The organism is Nocardioides sp. AN3, assembly GCF_054653495.1.
Genome location: NZ_BAAIGC010000010.1, coordinates 94,275 through 113,653 on the forward strand (window position 1 = coordinate 94,275; position 19,379 = coordinate 113,653).

At 65.1% G+C, this 19,379-nt stretch carries 22 protein-coding genes; 8 read left to right on the top strand and 14 right to left on the bottom strand.

The window, feature by feature from the left end:
- Positions 1-21: 21 nt before the first annotated feature.
- Positions 22-780 carry an ABC transporter permease gene (locus ACYQ1K_RS13205; protein WP_459983457.1) on the bottom strand — a complete coding sequence of 253 codons (759 nt, stop codon included), beginning with the start codon at positions 778-780 and terminating at the stop codon, positions 22-24.
- Positions 777-1,571: an ABC transporter ATP-binding protein gene (locus ACYQ1K_RS13210; protein WP_459983458.1), complete on the bottom strand. Its 795-nt coding sequence runs from the start codon at positions 1,569-1,571 to the stop codon at positions 777-779. The genes ACYQ1K_RS13205 and ACYQ1K_RS13210 overlap by 4 nt, the downstream gene beginning before the upstream one ends.
- A 41-nt stretch (positions 1,572-1,612) precedes the next feature.
- Here ACYQ1K_RS13210 and ACYQ1K_RS13215 point away from each other — a divergent pair, with 41 nt between their 5' ends.
- A complete protein-coding gene (locus ACYQ1K_RS13215) occupies positions 1,613-2,395 on the top strand; it encodes an exodeoxyribonuclease III (RefSeq protein ID WP_459983459.1) in 783 nt (260 codons plus the stop codon).
- Here ACYQ1K_RS13215 and ACYQ1K_RS13220 read toward each other — a convergent pair.
- From ACYQ1K_RS13220 to ACYQ1K_RS13260, 9 genes are all read right to left on the bottom strand, one after another.
- Entirely contained in the window at positions 2,392-4,389 is a 1,998-nt protein-coding gene (locus ACYQ1K_RS13220) for a hypothetical protein (protein ID WP_459983460.1), read from the bottom strand. The genes ACYQ1K_RS13215 and ACYQ1K_RS13220 overlap by 4 nt on opposite strands.
- Positions 4,390-5,023: 634 nt before the next feature.
- Positions 5,024-5,383: a hypothetical protein gene (locus ACYQ1K_RS13225; RefSeq protein WP_459983461.1), complete on the bottom strand. Its 360-nt coding sequence runs from the start codon at positions 5,381-5,383 to the stop codon at positions 5,024-5,026.
- The gene (locus ACYQ1K_RS13230; RefSeq protein ID WP_459983462.1) at positions 5,380-5,631 is read right to left on the bottom strand and encodes a hypothetical protein; all 252 of its coding nucleotides are present in this window, start codon (positions 5,629-5,631) and stop codon (positions 5,380-5,382) included. The genes ACYQ1K_RS13225 and ACYQ1K_RS13230 overlap by 4 nt, the downstream gene beginning before the upstream one ends.
- 437 nt (positions 5,632-6,068) lie before the next feature.
- On the bottom strand, positions 6,069-7,034 hold the full coding sequence (locus ACYQ1K_RS13235; protein WP_459983463.1) for a phage tail tube protein: 966 nt from the start codon (positions 7,032-7,034) through the stop codon (positions 6,069-6,071).
- Positions 7,035-7,048: 14 nt separating this feature from the next.
- Positions 7,049-8,209 (bottom strand): phage major capsid protein, encoded by a 1,161-nt coding sequence (locus ACYQ1K_RS13240; protein ID WP_459983464.1) that lies wholly within the window; start codon positions 8,207-8,209, stop codon positions 7,049-7,051.
- Positions 8,210-8,913: 704 nt separating this feature from the next.
- Positions 8,914-9,057 carry an HNH endonuclease gene (locus ACYQ1K_RS13245; RefSeq protein WP_459983465.1) on the bottom strand — a complete coding sequence of 48 codons (144 nt, stop codon included), beginning with the start codon at positions 9,055-9,057 and terminating at the stop codon, positions 8,914-8,916.
- A 487-nt stretch (positions 9,058-9,544) separates the two neighbouring features.
- Entirely contained in the window at positions 9,545-9,745 is a 201-nt protein-coding gene (locus tag ACYQ1K_RS13250; protein WP_459983466.1) for a hypothetical protein, read from the bottom strand.
- Between the two features lie 212 nt (positions 9,746-9,957).
- Positions 9,958-10,173: a hypothetical protein gene (locus ACYQ1K_RS13255; RefSeq protein ID WP_459983467.1), complete on the bottom strand. Its 216-nt coding sequence runs from the start codon at positions 10,171-10,173 to the stop codon at positions 9,958-9,960.
- A gap of 288 nt (positions 10,174-10,461) precedes the next feature.
- Positions 10,462-11,868 carry a recombinase family protein gene (locus tag ACYQ1K_RS13260; RefSeq protein WP_459983553.1) on the bottom strand — a complete coding sequence of 469 codons (1,407 nt, stop codon included), beginning with the start codon at positions 11,866-11,868 and terminating at the stop codon, positions 10,462-10,464.
- Positions 11,869-11,956: 88 nt separating this feature from the next.
- Between ACYQ1K_RS13260 and ACYQ1K_RS13265 the strand changes: the two genes are divergently transcribed.
- Together ACYQ1K_RS13265 and ACYQ1K_RS13270 are read left to right on the top strand one after the other, a co-directional pair.
- Positions 11,957-12,085, top strand: a complete 129-nt coding sequence (locus ACYQ1K_RS13265; protein WP_459983468.1) for a hypothetical protein — start codon at positions 11,957-11,959, stop codon at positions 12,083-12,085.
- Between the two features lie 65 nt (positions 12,086-12,150).
- Positions 12,151-12,612: a DUF6542 domain-containing protein gene (locus ACYQ1K_RS13270; RefSeq protein ID WP_459983469.1), complete on the top strand. Its 462-nt coding sequence runs from the start codon at positions 12,151-12,153 to the stop codon at positions 12,610-12,612.
- On the opposite strand, the gene ACYQ1K_RS13275 is transcribed toward ACYQ1K_RS13270, so the two are convergent.
- Both ACYQ1K_RS13275 and ACYQ1K_RS13280 read right to left on the bottom strand, forming a co-directional pair.
- Entirely contained in the window at positions 12,558-13,184 is a 627-nt protein-coding gene (locus tag ACYQ1K_RS13275) for an L-threonylcarbamoyladenylate synthase (protein WP_459983470.1), read from the bottom strand. The genes ACYQ1K_RS13270 and ACYQ1K_RS13275 overlap by 55 nt on opposite strands.
- A gap of 11 nt (positions 13,185-13,195) precedes the next feature.
- Positions 13,196-14,188: a 4-hydroxy-3-methylbut-2-enyl diphosphate reductase gene (locus ACYQ1K_RS13280; protein ID WP_459983471.1), complete on the bottom strand. Its 993-nt coding sequence runs from the start codon at positions 14,186-14,188 to the stop codon at positions 13,196-13,198.
- A 143-nt stretch (positions 14,189-14,331) separates the two neighbouring features.
- Here ACYQ1K_RS13280 and ACYQ1K_RS13285 point away from each other — a divergent pair, with 143 nt between their 5' ends.
- Genes ACYQ1K_RS13285 through ACYQ1K_RS13295 form a run of 3 tightly spaced genes read left to right on the top strand, consistent with a single transcriptional unit; the run spans position 14,332 to position 17,019 of the window.
- Positions 14,332-15,540 (top strand): AAA family ATPase, encoded by a 1,209-nt coding sequence (locus ACYQ1K_RS13285; protein WP_459983472.1) that lies wholly within the window; start codon positions 14,332-14,334, stop codon positions 15,538-15,540.
- A gap of 2 nt (positions 15,541-15,542) precedes the next feature.
- Positions 15,543-16,772, top strand: a complete 1,230-nt coding sequence (gene xseA, locus ACYQ1K_RS13290; protein WP_459983554.1) for an exodeoxyribonuclease VII large subunit — start codon at positions 15,543-15,545, stop codon at positions 16,770-16,772.
- Positions 16,759-17,019: an exodeoxyribonuclease VII small subunit gene (locus ACYQ1K_RS13295; RefSeq protein ID WP_459983473.1), complete on the top strand. Its 261-nt coding sequence runs from the start codon at positions 16,759-16,761 to the stop codon at positions 17,017-17,019. Before xseA ends, ACYQ1K_RS13295 begins: the two co-directional genes overlap by 14 nt.
- Positions 17,020-17,021: 2 nt before the next feature.
- On the opposite strand, the gene ACYQ1K_RS13300 is transcribed toward ACYQ1K_RS13295, so the two are convergent.
- Positions 17,022-17,594 (bottom strand): DUF4245 family protein, encoded by a 573-nt coding sequence (locus ACYQ1K_RS13300; RefSeq protein WP_459983474.1) that lies wholly within the window; start codon positions 17,592-17,594, stop codon positions 17,022-17,024.
- Between the two features lie 35 nt (positions 17,595-17,629).
- Between ACYQ1K_RS13300 and ACYQ1K_RS13305 the strand changes: the two genes are divergently transcribed.
- On the top strand, positions 17,630-18,919 hold the full coding sequence (locus ACYQ1K_RS13305; RefSeq protein WP_459983475.1) for an SLC13 family permease: 1,290 nt from the start codon (positions 17,630-17,632) through the stop codon (positions 18,917-18,919).
- A 65-nt stretch (positions 18,920-18,984) separates the two neighbouring features.
- The gene (locus ACYQ1K_RS13310) at positions 18,985-19,377 is read left to right on the top strand and encodes a TOBE domain-containing protein (RefSeq protein ID WP_459983476.1); all 393 of its coding nucleotides are present in this window, start codon (positions 18,985-18,987) and stop codon (positions 19,375-19,377) included.
- Positions 19,378-19,379: the final 2 nt, after the last annotated feature.

The following is a 19,379-nucleotide window of genomic DNA, read 5'->3' on the forward strand; positions in this document are numbered from 1 at the left end:
CCTCGTCAGGGGTGAGCAGGCTCAGCGGGACCTGTGCCAGCGCAGGGCGCGGCGCTCGACGACGGTCACCAGGAGCAGGAGCAACGAGCCCATCAGGGCCAGCACGAAGATAGCCGCCCAGACGGTGGCCAGTCTGTTCATGGACGATGCGACACCGATCACGGTGCCGAGGCCGGCGGCCGATCCCGCCGCGGACAGCTCGGCGACGACGGCGCCCACGATCGAGAGCGGGAAGACGATCTGCAGCGCCGCGAAGACGTAGGGCAGCGAGCCGGGGATGCGCAGGTGCCACAGCACCTCCCACCGCGAGGCGTGCACCGACTCGAAGACCTGGAGCACGGGGATCGGGACGGCCCGCAGGCCCACCGATGCGTTGATGAGGATCGGGAAGAAGCAGATCAGGGCGGTCAGGATCAGCTTGGGCGCAGACCCGAAGCCGAAGGCCACCACCAGCGCGGGGGCGATGGCGACCAGCGGCGTCACGTTCAGCACGACCGCCACCGGCATCACGGCACGCCTGGCGAGGGTCACCTCGCTGACGAGGATCGCCAGGGCGAAGGCCGCCAGGAAGCCGATGAGCAGGCCGAGCAGCGCCTCACGCAGCGTGACCCAGCTGTTGTGCACGAAGTAGCCGGGATCCTGACGCAGCGACGCCCAGACGTCGGAGAGCGGTGGCAGGAGGTACGGCATCTGGTGCGCGCCGATCTGCCACAGGACGCCGAGGACGACGAGCAGCAGCACGACCGGCCCCCAGTACGCCGGATGCAGGACTCTCCTCACGACGCGGTCTCCCGCTCGCTCTGCTCGAACGCGTCGCGAAGGCGCTCGCGAAGCGCCAGCTCGTAGACGTGGAACTCGGGACTGCGGATGAGCTCCTGGGTCCGGGGGCGCGGCAGGTCGACGTCGACGACGTCCACGATCCGCCCAGGGCGTGGTGCCATCACGACGACGGTGTCGGAGAGGCGCACGGCCTCCAGGATCGAGTGGGTGACGAAGAGGACCGTCGCCCCGCGCCCCTCCCAGAGCTCGAGCAGCTGCTCCTGCAGCGCCTCTCGGGTGAACTCGTCGAGCGCCGAGAACGGCTCGTCCAGCAGCAGCACATCCGGCTGCAGCCCGAAGGCCCGCACGATCGCGACACGCTGCCGCATGCCGCCCGAGAGCTGCGCCGGCCGCTGGTGCTTGGCATCGCCGAGCCCGGCTCTCCGGAGCAGCTCATGCATGTCAGGCGGGGGCTGTCGGTTGTGGCGACGGTTGACCTTCGCCGGCAGGGTCACGTTGCCGAGCACGGACAGCCACGGCAGCAGCGCCGTCTGCTGGGGGACGAGACCGAGGCGCTTCTCCTCGGCGGCCCGGCGAGGCGTGGTGCCACACACCGTCACGTCGCCGGTGTCGGGCGCCTCGAGGCCCGCGACGATGCGCAGCAGGGTGGACTTCCCGCACCCACTGGGGCCGATCACGCTGACGAACCGCCCCGCCGGCACGCTCAGCTCGATGCCCTCCAGGGCGACCACGCGGGACGTGTCCTCGTGGACGCGACCGACACCGTGGAGGTCGATCGCGGCGCCGGTCATGCCCGCAAGTCTTCCAAACCCCTCCCCGGTAGCCTCCGGGGGTGCGCATCGCCACCTGGAACGTGAACTCGCTCCGCTCCCGCATCGACCGCGTCGAAGCCCTCCTCGACCGCCATGGGATCGACGTCCTGGCGCTGCAGGAGACGAAGGCGAAGGTCGACCAGCTGCCGACGATGGGGCTGGAGGCCCGCGGATACGACGTCGCGGCCGTCGGCCACTCCCAGTGGAACGGGGTCGCCTTGATCTCCCGGGTCGGTCTGGAGCAGGTCGCCGTAGGCTTCGAGGGCATGCCCGGATGGGGCGACCCGACCGAGTCCGAGGCGCGCGCCCTCAGTGCCGTGGCGGGCGGCGTACGCATCTCGTCGCTGTATGTGCCGAACGGGCGCAAGCCCGACGACCCGCACTACGTCTACAAGCTCGACTGGCTGGCCCGTCTGCGCGAGGCCGGCAAGGCCTGGCTCGGGGAGGACGCAGCCCTCGTCGGCGACTGGAACATCTGCCCCACCGACGACGACGTCTTCGACGTGACGCAGTTCCGCAACTCCACGCACGTGACCCCGGCCGAGCGCGCCGCCTTCGCGTCCATCCTGGAGTCCGGCTGGGCGGAGGTCACCCGGGCCCACGCCCCGGGATACACCTACTGGGACTACTACCGTAACAGATACCAACGGGACAGAGGCCTCAAGATCGACTTCGTGCTCGCCTCTCCCTCGCTGGCAGCTCGCGTGAAGGACGCGTTCATCGACCGAGAGGAGCGTGACCCCGCCGTGTTCCCGGGCTCGCCGTCCGACCACGCGCCGGTGATCGTCGACCTGGAGGACTAGTAGGCGATCACGCCAGGACCGTCATCGATGGCACCGAATACCGGGTCTTCCAGAATCCACACGTCCCAAGGCTCGGCGGGCGACAACGAAAGCGTTGTCGTCCACTCGTAAGTCTCACCATCAACCGTGACATCATGTCTAATGCCTTCGATAATGAACTCGGCGGACGAATACGGAGCCGTGACAGGAAGATCACCCAAGGTGATCCGTTGACCGAATGAGAGCCCCGCGATGGTCGCGAACCCGAGAGGGATCGCAGACACCTTCAACACAACCTGATCACACCGCGTCAACGCGGTAGACCGCTCATGAAGCCGCCAATACCCAACACTCGCGGCCATCTCGTCGGTTGCCGCCCATGACTCCAAGTCCTCTCCGATAGGGCCATACGTGGCCTGAGAGGCAGTGTCCTTCAGTACCTGAACGGACCCGTTGCGACGGGTAACGGTCGCTTGATTGACGATCCGTTCCTCATCAACCTCAAACGTCAGGCCAGGCTCAACAGCAGCCCCACCGGCATCAGAAAGCGTGAGCGTCGAGGTTCCGCCGAAGTATTCATCACGGCCCTTATATGTGGGCCGGTTCTGCTCATCACAGAAGAACACGCCGCCATTAGAGTTCGCGTACGTCCGCAGAACGTCCAGGGCCGTATTGCCCGCACTCCAGCTCGGCGCCAGCAGTTCTTCGGCATCGGCAGGTGACCCACCTGTTTGGAGACTCCCAGCCGTAGGCCACGCCTGCGCCATCACCAGCGCCGCGATGCTTGAGAACGAATAGCCCGCGCCCGACAGGAGCGCAGCGTTAGCAACATCCTGAGCAAGCGGATACGTGTTCGTGGTGAGGTCTGTTCCGGTCGGGAACCCGTCCAGCCACAACGCCAGCGACGAATACGAACCGTTATAGTTGTAGCCCTGACCGACCTTGGGTGACGCTTCGCCACCGATCATCGCAGAGTAGATCGGCGTTGGGTTCTTCGCCGATACGCTCGTCGGCCAATCGATCCCGTAATGAAGAACGCGGTTGAACGATGTGCCGCTGGCAGCGGGCGTGACCGTCGCATAAGTCGAGGTCTGAGGCCATGACCCAGACTTAGACTTCAAATAGAAGGACACGTGCGTTGTTACGCCGGGAACCAGGACACCGGCTGGAAGATGTAGCGTCCAGTCAAGGGAACCCGTGCTCAGCACCGCATAGAATTGCAGGTCATAAGTCAGGTCAAGACTGTTCTGATACACGGCACAGAACACGGTTGGCGACCCGGGGGCGTCATAGATCGTGAAGAGACGTTGCCCATTGGGGTGCGCCATGCTCGGAACATTGAACATGAACGAGAACGAGTAATCGGCGCCGAGAACGGCGCCAGCGCTTTTAAGAACCTCAACCCCACCGCCCGCAAGACCATCAGCCTGCGTGATCGTCAGTGACGCCCCATCCCCTGATGAGCCGTACAACGGATCACCGCCCAGGGCAACCAGCCCGCCATACTTCGATGTAACCACGTTCCCCGGCTGTTCCGGGTGAATCAGGTTTGTCGCCGTGATGGAGTCCGACCCGTCGTCAAGCGGGTAGAAGTGGTCCGGCGTGTAGTTGCCGGTAACCCAACGCACCGGGTCCTGAAGCTGCACCTTCGCCAAGGTAGCTAGACCATCAGTGACAGGCACGGTGACCACGGATGAGCCGTTGTCGACAGTGACGGTCCACTTCTCAACCGATCCACGGAAGACAGGAAGCAAGGTGCCGCCCGTTGTGGCGGCTGCCTCAACCTTCAACTCACGACGAGGGATCACATACGGGTAGTACGGCGACGTGGCTTTACCGGGGGTAAACCTGCCGTCACTGTTATTGAGCGTGAGATTGCAGACCCCTGCGTCGATGCTGTCCATTTCATAGGAGCGTCCACGGGTCGTGTCGAACCCTTCAACATAGTCACTGATGTCAGTCCATGACACGCCATCGAACTTGACGGACACTTTGATTTGTTCTGGGGCTGTCATCGCCAAAACCCTTCAAATTCATCGTCACGTTGGTCCTGATCGTCGTAGTCACTCAGCGCCTGAAGTCGCGCGCGGTGTGCCGCGCTCTTCAAGAGCTGGTCTGCACGCTGAAACCACTCAACCCATGCGACAGCTCGTCCGCTGTTACCGGCTCCCTTTGCGGCGTACGCGCCCGCTAGCGCCGTCTCACGCAAGATCGGGAGGCGCCAGGACCGCCAGTCCTTCCATGGGTCCCGACCCACAGCAAAGAGCACGGCGTCAATGTTGGATGCTCCGCCCCCGTGAGGGTGCAGATATCGGCGGATGTTGTCGGCATCCCATGACGGCGGAGCGCCGTTCGGCTCAATCCCCTTAAGCGTTGCTGTTTTGCTCATCGTATTCCCAACTGCTCATCGCCTTACCATTAATCCAGTTCAATCCAGCGTTTTGGCGCGCCAACTCGTCAACGTCGTACTTCCGCCCGGTGCGATACCACTCAGGGCGCTCAGAGCCGATAGCGTCCCTCAGTCGAATCTCGCCCCTGGTGAACGCCTCAGCTCGCGCCCTGCGCCTCGCCTCGTTCACGCGCATCACAAGAGCATTCCAGGCAATTAGTTGCTCCGGTGTTGAGAATGCTCCGGGCTTCTCAAAGTGCTCAGGAAACATTCTTGCGTGCCGAGTGAGCGTTGCGACGGCCGATAGCAAGCTCATTCCAACTGATCACGTGAGCTTCCATCTGGTGGTCGGGATTGACACACCGCTCGCCTAGTCCGCACCAGGCGGCGTACTGTCTAGCCTGCTCCCACAAGAGACGGTCGTGACCGAATCGGACGCGCAGCCACTCCTTCACGCGCACCGGACCGTGCTTCGCATGGTTAAACAGCAGCACCGGCTCGCCGTCGAAAAGATCCGTATGAGGCCCTGCCCAAACCCAGCAGTCCGAACCAGGCGGTAGAACAATATGCGCATCCACTTGCGCGTTAACTTCTTCGGAACTCAACCTGTCAATTCTCATACGTCTTCCTTCTTCTTTTGACCCCGCTCGCCCATGCGGGTTGTCTTCGCGTTGTGGCATCGGTTGCAGCGAAGCTGCACCTTCGCCAGTTCGTCTCGGATCGTGTTCCACGGGTAACCCATCCAAACCAGCTCCGATATACAACGGACCTTGGTGGCTGGGTCGATATGGTCAAACTCCAGTACATTCTTCGCCGTGTGCAATGCGCCGCAATCGACGCACTCGCCAGCAAGCCGGATGAGGTTCACCCATCCAGCGTTATTCCTAATGCGAACGGCCTTCGCGGCATTTGACTTTCGGTTGTAACACGCGCGGCACCGAGACTGACGCCGGTCACCAGGCCGAGACACTCGATAGAACTCATCGACTTCCTTGGCCACCCCGCAGGCAATACACGTCTTCACTCAATGCCCCGCTCGGCTAGCGCCTTACTGACAGCGCGTGCGATGCGTAGCCGCTCGCTGCGCGCCTTCCGGCAGCGGACCGAACACGTAACACGGTCAGGCCGCGAGTCATCCGGTATTGGACCCTCGCACTCGGCACAAACATACATCCAAACTCCTCATAAGTGTGAGAACAGGTAGGAGAGAAAAAGAGAGAGCCCCTAGGCCGAAACCCAGGGGCTCAAACTCTTCTAAGACTTTCGGCTACGCCTCAAAAGGCGATGCCGCTAGCGCGTCAGCGCTTAGGAAGTCTTCTCCTTATAGGCAACCGTGATCGGCTCAGCAGTGCCATCCCACAACGCCTTACCAGTAAGGCCCTGCTCAAGCACCTTGGCGCCATCAGTATTCACGGCGCCCTCGTCAAACCGGCCATTCGGCAGCGTGATCGTCAACTGACCACCCTGAGGGGTGTTCCACGTCAAGATCACAGCAGCAAGCGCACCCGCAGTCGTCGAAGACGACACGCGGTTAACCTGCGACATGTCCTCAAACTCGCCCTTGATGTCAAACGACACCCCACGCAGACCCTCAGTCAAAGGCTCACGCTTAGCCGTAGACGATGCGCCACGCAGCGCATAACGGTCAGTCTTCAGAGCGTTGTCAATCTTGACCGAACAATCAGTGACACCTAACGAGGTACCAGCAATCGTCACCGACCCGTTGACGAACGTGAAAAGCTGAGCCGCAAGCGACGGGTAAGTCGGGGTAGCCGACGAGCCAGCCGTGTTCTCGGACGCAAAATCAAGGCCGAGGGACACCTGGAGTGTCCCGTCAACGGCGTTAGAGAACTCGCAATCGTTAACCTTGCCGCCCGCATAGTCGAAGTGACGCAGCGTACCGCCGCTATCCACTCGACCAGCCTTAAACGACAGGCTCTTACCCTTCAGGTCACCCAGGGTCGCCGTCTGAATCGTGAAACCACCCGTAGGTGTCCCCGCCGAAACAGTACCGAAAATGTGCTTGAGGAGCGGCGTGAAGCCGACATCAAGAATCTCATGCTTGAAGTCACCGGCAGCACCCTTAGGGTTGACTGCCCAACGGTCGGTGCGGAGAACCTTGTTACCGGCCCTCAGACCCTCGGACTCGATACGCTCATACGAACCCGTAACACCTTCAGACAGGTACTCAAAAAAGTTCGTAGGTGGAACGAACGTCCCGTAAGTGGATTCATCCGCAATGCCGACGTAACTATCGACTAGAGTAGACATTCAGCCACCCAGCCTTAGGAGGCCGAAGCAACGATGGTCTGAATGCTGGTCGCCTCAGCAACCTGAAGACCGGCCAGCCGCTGAGTCAGACGGAATGCGACCTGATCAGTGTCAAACGAAACGTGCTCGCTCACGGCAATCTCAGCGGCCTGTCGAATACCGACGAAAATTCGCGACGCGTCAGCGACGATCACGGTCTTGGTAGGCAGGTTCGAAGACACCAGAATCGGAAGCCCAAGCGCACCCTTCGCGGGATCGGTCGTCACCGAACCCGCCAGGTACTCACCTGTGCCAGCACCGCCCGCATTAGTCCGCTCCTTAAGCAGACCTCCGTATTGATCGGAAGAACACCAGATCACAGTCGGGATTGCGTTAGCCGCGACGACAGCCGCGAAAGCGTCAACGACGTGATCCCACTTGACCTGAGTGTTACCCGTGGTCAGAGTCGTCTTGGTCGCCATACCCGACGCACCAAGGCCCTTGAGGGCCGTCGTACCGTTACCGGACGCGAACGCCTGAACGTCAACCTGATGCGCAGCACTGCGCAGCATCTCGTTAGCGATCAGCTGTCGCATCTGAACGGCACTGTCTGAAAGCAGCTCATTAGACGCGTACCGAAGGTCCGCAAACTTGATCGGCGTGAACGAAAGACTCGTGAACGTCTGAGTACCCTGCGAAATCGTCGCAGCCTCAGCGGTGTAGCCAGGGTCACTCCACGCGGTCAGTTGCGGCAGAGAGAACGACCCACCCGAGAACGGGATGACATTCAGGCCAGGGGCGCGGAGGAAGACGCTCTGTCCCCGCAGAACCTCAACAACCTTGGAGGAGACACCAGACGGGACGGTGGCCCCGGTATTTCCGGTAGCGAGCGCGGCACGATATTCCGAGGCGGACGGCAGAATTGCGCCCCAGTCCTCACTCTCGTCCCCACGACGCTCGCCGCCAGGACCAAAGAGACCAACACCCTGGGACAGCGAACGGACCTGAGCGAGACGCTCACCCTGCTCGATGTAATCCCGCGCCTCAGCGGTAGCGGCCTCAATCTGAGCGTTCAGATTCTCGATCTTCTCGCGCTTCTCAGCGTCCGGGAGAGTCGACTCAGACACGCGCTTGGCCTCATCAACGAGCGCAGTCCGGCGCTCAAGAGTGGCCGAAGCAAGCTTCTGGTAATTCATATGAAGGGCGACCCCAATCAACAAAAAAGGGCCGCTCCCCGAAGGGAACAGCCCAAAACGATAGAAAGTATTAAGTTGTTTGTTCAGTTGTTATTCAATTGTTGACCTGGGCACCAGGGGTCCACTCCGCCCAGGAAAGCAAAGGAGCCCGTTGATGACCCTCAACGGGACCGAAAGGTCAACAAACGGCAAGACGGGCGAACCTGTCTGCTCACTCGTTCACAGATGAACCGTGGTGGACCCGTTAGCGGGTCTCGTAGCCCCGCATGAGGGAGTCCGCGTACTCCACCCCATAGCGGGCAATCAAGGCTTCTCTACGACGGGCTTGATATGCCTCACGATGAGCCTCTCGATTTGCCTGCGCCCTACTGGCGCGCTTAAGCTTTACGCTAAGACTGTGAGCCGCTGTGCGGCACCTCGGGGAGCAATAGCGAGCCCGGACATCGGTACCGGGGGCGATTGAGCCTGAGCAGTGGTAACACTTCATGGGGTCCGTACCCCTTTCCCTTATCAAAAGTCTCTACACTCTTGATAAGGCTGTCTGCAAGCCGATCTTCAGACACAGGTACCCGAAAGTTCTCACATACTGAGATGACGACGGATCCCTAGACCACAAACCCCGGCTTAGTTGCGGCCGTTCGAAGGGGGGAGGGGGAATAGGCCTTGGGGACGACTCACTCAAAGTTTCGATAGCCCCCTGCCCACTACCTACGACGGTGCTGGCGACGACGGAGATTGCACGGCCTACAGACAGGCCGAAGGTTCTCGGGCGTATTCGTTCCACCATCCCTCAACGGGATGATGTGGTCCGCTTCGGTAGCCCTGGCGGTGTTACAGATCGAGCACAACGGTGTGCCGTCGAGGACAGCGGCACGTAGCTTGCGGTACGCGGACGTGTAGCCACGGGCGCTAGATGATGGCCGCTGCCGGTCGCGGCGCTGCCACTCAGTCAGGGATTGTTTCTGCTTGGCCGTCTGGTGCTCGGTGCACCGCGACGTGCCAAGCGGTATCAGTGTCTTACAGTCAATACAGCTTGAGTAAGGAATAGTTAACCCCTAATAGTTAAGGGCGCGTCCGAGCGCGGCCATTAAGTTGGGTAAATGAGTAAGGCCCCCAGCGAAGGGGGCCCTACATCATTAAGTCAATGGGGCCCCACCACGGGGCCCCTATTAAGTTGCTAGTTAGCTTGGCCTCTCCGTTTCCCTCCGAGGCACTATTAGAGAGATAGAGAGAGCGTCACTGTTTGTGCAGGTCAGAGCGATATGTGTAACCCTCACAGGGTTACGCCGTAACCCTCACAGGGATACATTCGGGCCATTCATATCCCTCACAGGGTTACGCGGCGCCTGCCTTGCCCTGTCCGTGATAGCCGCAGGATGCTGAGCCCTTGCCGTTCTTCTGCCACAGGTAGTGCGGCAACAGCAGGCACCGTGCACCTGAGTCCGCGTGGATGATGCCCATGTCCTTGGCGGCCACCACAGCCTTGTTGACCGCCTGTGCGCTGGGGACTGACAGCTCGCCGGTCTGAGGGTTCACGTCCTGAAGGATCATCGCCAGACCCCCAGGGGCGAACTCGGCGTGATTGATCCTGTTGGCCCAGCCGATAGCCGCGAAGAACACGCGGAGCGCACGGGGCCTAACCTCCGGGTCGCGCGCTAGGCGGCGCGCTTCTACCTGATTGATTGCGCCCCACTCAGCGCCACCAGGGAAGTTGATTCCGGCTTGCCGGGTCGGGAATGTGCTTACGCTCACGCTTCGATCAGGCAATCTAGACGATCCGCGAACTCATACATCCCATTCTCCAAAAAATAGATTTTGAGATCCTGAGCGTACTCCAAGATTTCCATAGCCATCTCCTCATTAAGTGTTAGTAACTCTTTGGCCCATAGTTCGTCGTCAATCTGTGTGTTGCGTCGAGGACATCCGCAGTCGCGTAGTCCAAAGGCGGCAATCATGAACTCCATGCCGAGAATCCAATCACGCCTGCGACGTTGTTTGCATCCAATCCGAGGAAGGCGTTGAATCTAGTATTTGGCATATTCCGGCCGATTTCAGCGAATCCGCAGGCCAGCGCGTTCCAAATATCAGTTTCCGGCTCCTAGGAACCTGTACAGACCACAGGGACCATCAGGAGCACGGTCCCATACAGTGCCGACACTTGTGGACGGCCATCTGAAGGCCTAGCAGGACAGCAAGAGGCCCCGGCCTCCCCTCAAGGGCTGCCGGGGCCTCAGAACGGCTCCTAGGTGGCGCTAGGCCATCCGACGCCCTGCCTCACGCATGCCACGGCCACGCTCAGCCGTACGCATCAGGTGATCACCCGTGAGTACGTGCCCGCGATGGGTCGTCACGCGAACCCTATTCGGATCAAAGGTCGTGCGCCCGGGGACAGGGTTTCGCAGGACTTCTATCACCGGCACATATCGGCGGAGGATCGTCCGCTTAAGGGATAAGTCAGCGTTGTCATATTCAGCTATGCCAGCGAAGATTCCAGAGTCGGCGGCAGCCGAAGCCTCTTCCTCAACTAGCTTGGCCCGCTGCGCGCGCAATCCTTTAAGGATTACCGTGAGGTCGGTTAGTTCAAGGTCGCCTGCGACATGCGCCGCTTGTGCAGCCGCGATCTTTCCTTCAATCTCGTTGATTTGTTGCTGTGAAGTGCTGGCAATTTGTGCTGAATCTGCGAGCGGCCCGCCGCGCAAGGCATGAAACCAAACAACGCCCTCAATCGGTTCCTCAAGTCGCTCAGCGCGAATGCTGATATTCCCGCAGCCCCCAACCAAGCGAGAACAAACGTATGTGCCAGAGTCCCGCGCCATACCGGACTTACATTCCCCGCAGATAGCAATCCCGGAAAGGAGGCCGCTCCGGGTATTCCAGGCAGCCCGACGACTACGGTTCTGGGCAGCCTCCCAAAGAGCCTCCGAAATCAAAGCCGGTGCCGCAGATGGCCCCGCGTCCTCACCCTTATACGTCAGACGACCCTTATAGATCGCTGACTCAAGCATCCGCACTGTGGCCTGAAATCGCCACGGCTTTCCCGAGACCGACATGAGCCCACGCTGCATGAGATCCTTGGTCACCGCGTTTACTGACTCCCCCATGCCCACACGGGTGAAGACCTCACGGACGATCTCCGCCTCAGCCTCGTCAACCTGCCAATCGCGCGTGTAACCAAACGTCCTATAACGAGACCCGGGCGGCAACCCCTGAGAGAGCCGCTGTTCTTTCTGTCGCTTGACGCGCTCACCGATCCTGTCTGCCTCCTGGCGGGCCACAGCTCCCTTGATGCGGGCCACCATCCGGCCCGAGGCAACAGTCAGGTCCACGTCACCAGCGACGTTTGCGAGCGCTACTCCATGCTGCTCCGTCAGGTCGATGAACGACTCAAGTTCCGCAGGCTTACGAGTGAGCCGGTCAAGGTCGTAGACCACCACCGCGTTGATTCGACCCGAAGCCAGATCGGCAAGCATCCGGTCGTACTCCGGGCGACGGCGCGCCTTGGTCGCGGACACGTCGTTGTCGGTGTAGGTGTCCACCACAGTCCACCCGAGAGCCTGAGCCTTGGCGTTACAGTCGTGCTCCTGACGGGCGACGCCCAGCGCCTCCCCGCCCACGTCGAGGCTGATGCGCGCATAGACGCCCGCACGGCGACCACTCATCCCGCTCACACTCCTACTGTATCTAGTCCCCTACTGGGACTACTACCGGCAGCGGTTCGAGCGCGACCGGGGGCTCAAGATCGACTTCGTGCTCGCCTCTCCCTCGCTGGCAGCTCGCGTGAAGGACGCGTTCATCGACCGAGAGGAGCGCGACCCTGCCGTGTTCCCGGGCTCGCCGTCCGACCACGCTCCGGTGATCGTCGACCTGGAGGACTGACGTCGCCCGGCGCGTCGTCCGAGCGCTGTCGGTGCCTCGTTCTACCGTCAGGGGCGGAGGTCACCATGAGCAGATGGCACCCAGGTCACGAGTCCGGCCGCCAGGTCGTCGTGCTCGGGCTCGCGCTCGGGCTGACCGCGGTGCTCCTCGACGTGTCGCTGACGGGGAGCGTCTCGTGGGTCTTCGACGTGTGCTTCGTGGTGCTGTGCGCGGCGCTCGCCGTGCTCGTCGTGCCGCGCGACCTGTTCACGGTCGGGGTGCTGCCGCCGCTCATCATGCTGGTCGTCTTCGTGCTCGTCTCGCTCGTCGACACCGACGCGCTCGGACATCGCGACGACGCCGCGCCGCAGGCGGTCGTGTCAGGGCTGGCCCACCACAGCCTCGCACTGTGCCTGGGCTACGGGCTGTGCCTGGCCCTGTTGGCGCAGCGCCGGCACGTCGAGGTGATGAGAGCCCGCCGGGGAGCGAGGCCTCACGCGACGAAGCGCGACCAGTCCCCTGCGCCCTCGCGCACCACCTCGGGATAGCCCTCCGACCAGTCCACGACCGTCGTCGGCTCGGCCGGCGCGTCCTCGCCGGTCTCGATGACGACGTCGACGAGGTGGTCGAGGGTGTCCTTGACGTCCCAGCCGTTGGTGCGCGGCTCCGTCTCGCCGGGCATGATCAGCGTCGAGGACAGCAGCGGCTCGCCGAGGGCCTCGAGGAGCGCCTGGACGAAGGTGCTGTCCGGGATCCGCACTCCGACCGTGCGCTTCTTCGGGTGCAGCAGGCGGCGGGGCACGTCGGGCATGGCGGGCAGGATGAACGTGTACGGCCCGGGCGTCGCCGCCCGGATCGCCCGGAACGCGGCGTTGTCCACGTGCACCATCTGCCCGAGCTGGGAGAAGTCCTTGCACACGAGGGTGAAGTGGTGCCGGTCGTCGAGGTCGCGGATCGCGAGGATGCGGTCGCGCCCGTCCTTGTTGCCGATGCGGCTGCCCAGCGCATAGCCGGAGTCGGTCGGGTAGGCGATCAGCTGGTCGTCGCCGAGCGCGTCGACGACCTGCTGGAGCAACCGCGGCTGCGGGTTGTCCGGATGGATGTCGAGGTAGCGGGCCATCGGGTGACTCCTCAGCTCCGACCCGCGGCCTTGAGGTCGCGGCGCAGCTCCTTGGGGAGGGAGAAGATGAGGGACTCCTCCGCGCTGTGCACCGCACGGGCGTCGGGGTAGCCGCTCTCGGCGAGGACGCTGAGCACGCCCTGCACGAGCTCCTCCGGCACGCTGGCGCCGCTGGTCACGCTCACGGTCCGGACACCGTCGAGCCAGGCGGGGTCGATCTCCGAGGCGTCGTCCACGCGGTACGCCGACCCCGCGCCGGCCTCCAGGGCGACCTCGACCAGCCGCACGCTGTTGGAGGAGTTGCCCGAGCCCACCACGATGACCAGGTCGGACTCGCGAGCGATCTCCTTCACCGCGAGCTGGCGGTTCTGGGTGGCATAGCAGATGTCGTCGCTCGGCGGGTCGAGCAGCAGCGGGAAGCGCTGACGGATCGCCTCGACGGTCTCCAGTGTCTCGTCGACGCTCAGGGTGGTCTGGGAGAGCCAGGCGACCTTGGCCGGATCGCGGACGACGATGCCGTCCACGTCCTGGGGGCCCTGCACGAGCTGGATGTGCTCGGGCGCCTCACCGGCGGTCCCCTCGACCTCCTCGTGGCCGGCGTGGCCGATGAGGAGGATGTCGTAGTCCTCGCCCGCGAAGCGCTTCGCCTCATGGTGGACCTTCGTCACCAGAGGGCAGGTCGCGTCGATGGTCTTCAGGCCCCGACTCGCCGCCTCGGTGTGGACCGCCGGCGAGACGCCGTGCGCCGAGAACACGACGGTCTGCCCCTCGGGGACCTGGTCGAGCTCCTCGACGAAGACCGCCCCGCGCGACTCGAGGTCGGCCACCACGTGCTTGTTGTGGACGATCTGCTTGCGGACGTAGACGGGTGCGCCGTACAGGTCCAGCGCCTTCTCGACCGTCACCACGGCTCGGTCGACGCCGGCGCAGTAGCCGCGCGGTGCGGCGAGCAGGACGTGCTTCTCCGCGTCGGTGAGCGTGCGGGGCATGGCCAGGTCCGTCATGGACCCGAGTCTACGGACCGTGGGCGTCGAGGCCCCATCCCGAGCACCGCTGTCGGCGCCTCCCTCTACGGTGTTCACTACGCGCTTATAGTCTCTTATAGCCGCCACGACCTATAAAGACCTATATCCCGGAGAGGTGCCAGGTGCTGCCGAACCCGTACACGCCGAGCGACCGGCCGCGCGTCTTCGTCGGACGCGACGCCGAGCGCACGCTGCTGCGGGACAAGCTGGCGCGGGTGGCGGCGTACGGCGAGATGATGGGTGCGCTGACGGTGGTCACCGGCCCGCGGGGGGTCGGCAAGACCTCCCTCCTGCGTGACGTCGCCGGGCAGGCGGAGGAGGACGGCTTCGTGCTCGCGTGGGTCTCCTGCGTCCGGCAGCAGCCGTTCCTCAGCGAGATCGTCGACCGGGTGGAGCACAGCCTCGAACAGGCCGAGGTCACGCCCAGAGCTGGTCGGCGCCTCAAGGACCTCACCGTCGAGCTGAGCGCGGGGTTCGCCAAGGTGCGTGCGCGGCTGGAGAGCACACCCACGTCGGCCTCGACGGCGCTCGTCGGCCCGCTCGAGGACCTCCTCGGGCGGGCGGGCCGGCTGGTGCGCGAGCGAGGCGGTGCCGGCCTGGTCGTCATGATCGACGAGCTGCATGCCCCGTTCGAGTCGACGCGGGAATGGGAGTACGCGCCCAACCGGGAGGCACTCGTCCATGGAGCGGTGCTCCTCAACGCGCTGCAGAACCTCGGCGGTGTCCGGGAGGACCAGCCGGTCGGCGTCATCGGCGCCGGGCTGCCGCAGACGAAGGCGCTCCTGACGCGGGCCGCCACCTTCGGAGAGCGCAGTCACGAGATCGTGCTCGGCGAGTTCGGGCCGAGTGACGCCGCACGACTGCTCGAGGCGCCTGCGAACGGCCTCGACGTCTCCTGGGCTCCCGATGCGCTGGCCTCGGTCGTGGACACGGCGCGGGGCTACCCGCAGTCGCTGCAGATCCTGGGCGCCGCCACCTGGGATGCCGCGCGTCCGGAGCCCGGATCCGTGCTCGACCTGACGGCGGTCGAGGTCGGGTCGCGCTCGGCACGCTCCGCATTGACCTCGATCTTCGAGGCTCGCTGGGCCGTCGCGACCGCATCCGAGCGCGCGTTCCTGCGGGCCATGGCCGAGGTGGGTCGGCCGGTGGTCCGCCGCCGTGAGATCGCGGAGCGGCTGAGCACGACGACCGAGGCGCTGAGCATGGTGCGACGCAACCTGATCGTGAAGGGCATCGTCGAGGAGGCGGGCTACGGGCGGCTGCGCTTCACCATCCCGCGCTTCGAGGAGTTCGTGCTCGACCAGGACCACACCTCGGGGGTGCCGGAGTGACCATGCAGACCTCGCTGGAGTCTCCCGCGCCCGTGCGGCAGATCGCCAACGCCATCGCGGGCTGGATCGACCGCCTCGGCGCCGTCTGGGTGGAGGGCCAGATCGCCCAGGTCAGCCGACGGCCCGGCATGCAGACCGTCTTCCTGACGCTGCGCGACACGGTGGCCGACATCTCGATCGCGGTGACCTGCAGCCGGACCCTCTTCGACGGGCTCAACCCGCCGGTCGTCGAAGGCGCCAGCGTCGTCGTGCACGCGAAGCCGTCGTTCTACGCCAACCGGGGCACCCTGTCGCTCTACGCGCGCGACATCCGGATGGTGGGGCTCGGGGAGCTGCTCGCCCGGCTCGAGAGGCGCCGTCAGCTGCTCGCCGCGGAAGGGCTGTTCGCCGCTGAGCTGAAGCGACGCCTCCCCTTCCTCCCCGCCGGAATCGGACTGGTGACCGCTCCGCACTCGGCCGCCGAGCGCGACGTCCTCGAGAACGCCCGCCGGCGCTGGCCCGCCGTCTCCTTCGCGACGGCCTATGCCGCGATGCAGGGGCCGCGCTGCGCCCCGGAGGTGATCGAGGCACTCGAGCGCCTCGACCGCGACCCGTCCGTGGACGTCATCGTCGTCGCACGTGGCGGCGGCTCGGTGGAGGACCTCCTCCCCTTCTCCGACGAGGCGCTCATCCGGGCGGTGCACCGACTGACGACTCCGGTCGTCTCGGCGATCGGGCACGAGCCCGACAGTCCTCTGCTCGACCTCGTCGCCGACGTCCGCGCCTCCACCCCCACCGACGCGGCGAAGCTGGTCGTGCCCGACGTCTCGGAGGAGCTGCGGCTCGTCGCGACAGCCCGCGACCGGATGCGCGCCGGCCTCCGGTCCTGGCTCCATCGCGAGCAGATGGCGCTCGACGCCCTCCGCTCACGTCCCGCGCTCGCGGACCCCCGCTCCCTGTTGGACGAGCGGACGGACGAGGTCACCATGCTGCGCGACCGCGCCCGGCGCACCCTGTCGCACCTGCTCGACCGCGCCCACGACGACATCGGCCACCAGCGCGCGCGTGCCCGCGCACTGTCGCCCCTCGAGACCCTGCGGCGCGGGTATGCCGTGCTCCAGGACGCCGACGGACACGTCCTCACCTCGGTCGCCGGGGTGAGGCCGGGCACCGACATCAGCGTCCGGGTCGTCGACGGCCGCCTCCACGCCACCACCACTCGAACCGAGGAGCTGCCCGATGGCCACGCGTAAGTCCGCCAGCACGTCCGCCGAGACGTCCGCCGAGACGTCCGCCGGCTCCGAGACCGAGAAGCCGTCGTATGAGGAGGCTCGCGAGGAGCTCGTCGGCGTCGTGCGCGCGCTGGAGGCGGGCGGGACCACGCTCGAGGAGTCCCTCGCCCTGTGGGAGCGCGGGGAGAGGCTGGCGACGATCTGCCAGGAATGGCTCGACGGCGCGCGGCAGCGGCTCGACGCCGCCCTGGGGACCGACGAGGACTGAACTCAGGCGACCGGAGCGGTCGTCAGCCTGCCGATCAGGGTCTTGAGGTCGGAGACCGGGGCCGAGCCGTAGACCAGCAGCGTGTCGTTGCCGACCTTGGTCGCAAAGGCGTGGTCGCCGTTCCCGGACGACCAGGACGACCAGTCCTTTGCCGCCTTGCCGGGCAGGTCGCTCTCGATCCGAGCCTCCGCGCCCTGACGTGCCCCACTCGGGAGGGCGGTGTCGAGCAGGTCCTGCAGCGGTGCGTCCTGCTGCTGGATGCCGACGAACCTGCCGTGGTCGGTCAGCATCGGCAGGCCCCACGCCGGTCGGTCGCCGGGGGTGAAGTTGGGCTCGCCGTTGGCGATCCACCCGTGCGGGAGCGACCGCGGGTAGGCGATCTGGATGCCGGCGCCCTGCACCGAGCCGACGGTCGCCAGGTAGTCGTAGCCGACCGGCTTGCCCTCCGGCTGGTCATGCGTGAGGTTCTGGATCACCCAGTAGCCGACGACCGCGGCCACCAGCACGATCATGGAGCCGACCAGACCGCCGAAGGTCCGCGGGTAGCGCTTCGCTCCGGTCTGTGGCTCACTCACACGGCTGATTCTCTCAGGGTCCTATCGTTGCGGCCGTGCCGCCCCTGACCCCCTCCGTCGCGGACGTGAGCGGAGTCATCGCCCTCGGAAGCCTTCTCGTGGTGGCGCATCGACACCCTCGGCCCCGCCTGGAGGCACTCGCCGCGCTCGCCGCCACTGCCCTCGTCCTCCTCACCGGCCTGATCTCGACCGACGCCGCATGGGAGGCGGTGCGTCCGCTGCTGCCGGTGGTCGCCTTCCTCATCACCATCCTCGTGGTCGCCGACGTCTGCGCACGTGCCGGTGTGTTCGACGCGGGCGCAGCACTGGTGCGCCGCCACAGCCGCGGGCGGCCCGTCTCGCTCTTCGCCGGGACGTTCCTGCTCGCGGCCCTCGTGACGACCGTGCTGAGCCTGGACGCGACCGTCGTGCTGGTCACCCCCGTCGCCGTCACGGCCGCTGCCGGGATCGGCTCGTCACCTCGCCCTGTCGCCTATGCCTGCCTCCGGATGGCGAACTCAGCATCGCTGCTGCTGCCGATCTCCAACCTCACCAACCTGCTGGCCATGCCGCACCTGGACCTCACGTTCATCGGCTTCGCGGTGCACATGGCGCCGTCGTTCGCCGTCGTCCTCGTCGTCGAGTACGTCGGCCTGCGGTTCCTCTTCCGCCACGAGCTCGCCGATGACCGCGCTCCCCGCCACGGAGACGCGAACCCCCTGCACCTGCGCCCTGCGGCGGAACCGGAGACGCGGATCGAGCCCGTCCCCGTGCTGGTCGTGGGCCTCATGCTGCTCGGCTTCGCCGTCGGCTCACCGCTCGGCGTCGAGCCGGCCTGGGTCTCGACAGCCGCGGCGCTGGTCCTGGTGGTGTGGGGCCGGCGGCGCCGTGTCACCACGCTGGCGATCGCGGCACGCGCGACTCATCCCTCCTTCGCGCTCTTCGTGCTCTCGCTCGGCGTGGTGGTCGCAGGCCTGGCCGACGCGTTCCTGGGCGATGCCGTCGCCCACCTGCTCCCCCACGGCACGTCCTTCGGCGCGCTCCTGGGCATCGGCTGCCTCGCGACGCTGGCTGCGGCCCTCTTCACCAACCTGTCCGCGACGCTCCTGCTCCTGCCGCTGCTCGCCCCACTGGGGACCGATGCCGTCCTCGCGGCGCTCATCGGGCTCGGCGTCGGGTCGGGCCTGACCTGGACCGGTTCGCTGGCCAACCTGCTCTGGCGCCGGACCCTGGTCCGGCACGGGGACGCCGGGCCGATGCTGGGCACCGCGACCTTCCACCGGGTGTCGCTGACGCTGACCCCCGTCGCGGTGGTCGCCGCCGTGGCAGCACTCGCAGTGACCTGAGCAGGCGTATCCGCATCTGCGGACCCCGTGACCGAATACGACCGCAGATGCGGCATGATCTTCCCATGAGCACCTACCGCATCTCCGAGGCCGCTGAGGTGCTCGGCGTCAGCGACGACACCGTCCGCCGGTGGATCGACGCGGGGAGGCTCGCCACCGAGGGTGAGTCGGGACGGACCCTCGTCCCCGGCCGCGCACTCGCCGATCTGGCCGTGTCGCTGGCCGAGGACCCCGAGAGCGTGCCGCGTGCCCGGTCCGTGAGCGCACGCAACCGACTGCCCGGCATCGTCACACGGGTCGTCAAGGACACCGTCATGGCCCAGGTCGAGTTGATCTGCGGCCCCTACCGCCTGGTCTCGCTGATGAGCAGCGAGGCGGCCGAGGAGCTCGGGCTGGAGCCCGGCGTACGTGCCATCGCCTCGGTCAAGTCCACCAACGTCGTCGTGGAGCGTCCCTGAGA

Bases quoted from the DNA above. Each gene is read 5' to 3' on its own strand.
- ACYQ1K_RS13240 (WP_459983464.1), bottom strand. From the start codon at position 8,209: ATGAATTACCAGAAGCTTGCTTCGGCCACTCTTGAGCGCCGGACTGCG.
- ACYQ1K_RS13225 (WP_459983461.1), bottom strand. From the start codon at position 5,383: ATGAGAATTGACAGGTTGAGTTCCGAAGAAGTTAACGCGCAAGTGGAT.
- ACYQ1K_RS13295 (WP_459983473.1), top strand. From the start codon at position 16,759: ATGGCCACGCGTAAGTCCGCCAGCACGTCCGCCGAGACGTCCGCCGAG.
- ACYQ1K_RS13220 (WP_459983460.1), bottom strand. From the start codon at position 4,389: ATGACAGCCCCAGAACAAATCAAAGTGTCCGTCAAGTTCGATGGCGTG.
- ACYQ1K_RS13235 (WP_459983463.1), bottom strand. From the start codon at position 7,034: ATGTCTACTCTAGTCGATAGTTACGTCGGCATTGCGGATGAATCCACT.
- ACYQ1K_RS13310 (WP_459983476.1), top strand. From the start codon at position 18,985: ATGAGCACCTACCGCATCTCCGAGGCCGCTGAGGTGCTCGGCGTCAGC.
- ACYQ1K_RS13280 (WP_459983471.1), bottom strand. From the start codon at position 14,188: ATGACGGACCTGGCCATGCCCCGCACGCTCACCGACGCGGAGAAGCAC.
- ACYQ1K_RS13275 (WP_459983470.1), bottom strand. From the start codon at position 13,184: ATGGCCCGCTACCTCGACATCCATCCGGACAACCCGCAGCCGCGGTTG.
- ACYQ1K_RS13210 (WP_459983458.1), bottom strand. From the start codon at position 1,571: ATGACCGGCGCCGCGATCGACCTCCACGGTGTCGGTCGCGTCCACGAG.
- ACYQ1K_RS13270 (WP_459983469.1), top strand. From the start codon at position 12,151: ATGAGCAGATGGCACCCAGGTCACGAGTCCGGCCGCCAGGTCGTCGTG.
- ACYQ1K_RS13255 (WP_459983467.1), bottom strand. From the start codon at position 10,173: ATGGAGTTCATGATTGCCGCCTTTGGACTACGCGACTGCGGATGTCCT.
- ACYQ1K_RS13260 (WP_459983553.1), bottom strand. From the start codon at position 11,868: ATGAGTGGTCGCCGTGCGGGCGTCTATGCGCGCATCAGCCTCGACGTG.
- xseA (WP_459983554.1), top strand. From the start codon at position 15,543: ATGCAGACCTCGCTGGAGTCTCCCGCGCCCGTGCGGCAGATCGCCAAC.